Consider the following 2,144-nt stretch of genomic DNA (forward strand, 5'->3'; position numbering starts at 1 on the left):
TCTCCTGCTCGCCGGCTGCGGTACCGAACCAGGTGGCGCCGACAACGGCCCCGAACCGCTGCCCGACGACACGTACCAGCGAGTGCTGAGCCAGGGCGTCGACCCCGACCTGGTGCACACCATCGAGCTGTCGGGCTTCCAGCTGGCCGAGCAGTCCGTCGGGGTGCGCGGCGACTCCGACTACGCCGCGGTCTACGTGCCCGCAGAGGAACCGTTCACCACCCAGGTCCACCTCGACGTCAGGGGCGGTTCCTATGACGAGGCACGTTGCGCGGCCGACCCCCTGAGCGGTGCGAGCGGTAGCGAGCCGGCCGCCGTCGAGGTGTGCGAGCCCGACGCGGGCGGTTGGTACCGCGCAGGCGGCGGTTGGCACGAGTACGTCGTCCGCCACGACGGGTACCACCTCACGGTCGGCGCTCCGTCGGCTGCGGTCGACCGGGCGTCCCTGACCGAGGCAGCGGTCGAGGCTCGTCGCCAGGACGGGAAGGCCCCCTCTCCTGCACCTCCGCCGTCACCTGTCACCCGCGGCGACCTGCCGACGACCGGCGATGGCGCGCCCGTCGACCCGTACGGACAGAGCCCGCCGGGCGGGTAGCGGGCTACGCGTTGGTCACGGTTGCTTCGGCGGTGTCGTCGAGGACACGGAGGATGTTGCCACCCATGAGCTTCGCGAGCTCGGGCGCGTTCCAACGACGCTCCGCCAGGCGGTCGATGAGGACAGCGAACCCGCCGACATCTCCCATGCCGTCGGGGAAGTCCCCGCCACCGTCGTAGTCGGACCCGAGGCCGACGTGGTCGATCCCGGCAACCTCCCGGGCATGCTCGATGTGGTCGGCGACCTGGTCGACCGTCACCGGCGGACGGGTCCCATGCTTGCCACCGTCGTGCCAGTCCCAGTAGTCCGCACTGACGAACTCAGGGACGAACGCCACCATCAGGACGCCCCCGTTGGTCGAGAGCCGGCCGAGGACGTCGTCGGGGACGTTCCGGGGGTGCGGACAGACCTGGTGGCACGATGAGTGGCTGAAGATGACGGGCGCGGAACTGACATCGAAGGTCTGTCGCATGGTTTCGAACGAGCCGTGCGAGAGATCGGCCAGGACGCCGAGCCGGTTCATCTCGGCCACCACTTCGCGGCCGAAGCCGGTGAGGCCTCCGTGGGCCCGGACGTCCGTGGCCGAGTCGGCCCACGTGGTGTTGTGGTTGTGGGTGAGCGTCAGGTACTTGACGCCCAGAGCCGCCAGGACGCGCAGCACCGCGAGGGACCCGCCGATGCTGTTCCCGCCTTCGGCACCCAGTAGCGAGGCGATCTGTCCGCGTTCCCACGCGGTTCGGATCTCGGTCCCGGTGCGCGCAAGGACGAAGGTGTCGGGGTAACGGCGGACCAGGCGGTGGACGAAGTCGATCTGTTCGAGGGTGTACTGGACCGCTTCGGACGGCGCCAGCCCGCCTCGGGAGTAAACGGACCAGAACTGTGCGCCGACCCCGCCGGCCCGCAGCAGGTTGATGTCGGTCCTGAACGGGTGCTCGGGCCCGTCGAGTCCCTCGACGGTGTAGCCGGCAACTGTCCGCGAGGACCAGGCCAGGTCGTTGTGCCCGTCGATGACCTGCGACAGCGCGTGCGCCTGCTGTGCAACGGGGTGGGTGTAGGCCGGTCGGGTCGATGTCATGACGGACCGTCGGATGCGCTGATCAGCGCATCGGGGTCCAACCGCGGTGGGACGTTCGCGAGCGCGGTCTGCACGAGCAGCGTCCGGGCCTTGATCACCGCTGCTCGGCGCAACTTGCCCAGTTCGTCACCGACGAGCCCGGTGATCGTCTCCGCCACTTGGCTGTTCGTGTACGACGGCCGCGTTCCCGGCTCGACCTCGACGTCCGGGAGTGCGACCAGTACCGGCAGGATCTGGGTGCCGAGGGCGTCGAGCACCTTGAACCGCTGGTGACGGTCCATCTCGTTCCACACGGTGTCGATGTCCTTGCCGCCCTTGCGGATCTTCCGGTTCGACGCGACCACGGTCTTGGCTGCCCCGGTCAGGGCTGCGGTCAGCTCGTGCTCGGTGAATCGCATGGCTCCAGCATGACGGATGGGGGAGTGCGTTGGTCGACGAGGTTGCGCAGCAACCGTCGCCCGTTGGTCGAGGAGG

Annotated in this window: 3 protein-coding genes; 1 reads left to right on the forward strand and 2 read right to left on the reverse strand. The window is 69.3% G+C overall.

Annotated features, from left to right (window positions below):
• The coding region (locus ACOADB_RS25580) for a hypothetical protein (RefSeq protein WP_378605563.1) at positions 1 to 595 on the forward strand (595 nt) is incomplete at its 5' end.
• A gap of 4 nt (positions 596 to 599) precedes the next feature.
• Here the strand turns inward: ACOADB_RS25580 and ACOADB_RS25585 are convergent.
• Positions 600 to 1,670, reverse strand: a complete 1,071-nt coding sequence (locus ACOADB_RS25585; protein WP_378605566.1) for a dipeptidase — start codon at positions 1,668 to 1,670, stop codon at positions 600 to 602.
• Positions 1,667 to 2,068 carry a hypothetical protein gene (locus tag ACOADB_RS25590; protein ID WP_378605569.1) on the reverse strand — a complete coding sequence of 134 codons (402 nt, stop codon included), beginning with the start codon at positions 2,066 to 2,068 and terminating at the stop codon, positions 1,667 to 1,669. The genes ACOADB_RS25585 and ACOADB_RS25590 overlap by 4 nt, the downstream gene beginning before the upstream one ends.
• Between the last annotated feature and the right edge of the window lie 76 nt (positions 2,069 to 2,144).

Origin of the sequence: Nocardioides sp. CPCC 206348, assembly GCF_048654705.1 — a bacterium.
Classification (GTDB): Bacteria; Actinomycetota; Actinomycetes; order Propionibacteriales; family Nocardioidaceae; genus Nocardioides.

Bases quoted from the DNA above. Each gene is read 5' to 3' on its own strand.
- ACOADB_RS25585 (WP_378605566.1), bottom strand. From the start codon at position 1,670: ATGACATCGACCCGACCGGCCTACACCCACCCCGTTGCACAGCAGGCG.
- ACOADB_RS25590 (WP_378605569.1), bottom strand. From the start codon at position 2,068: ATGCGATTCACCGAGCACGAGCTGACCGCAGCCCTGACCGGGGCAGCC.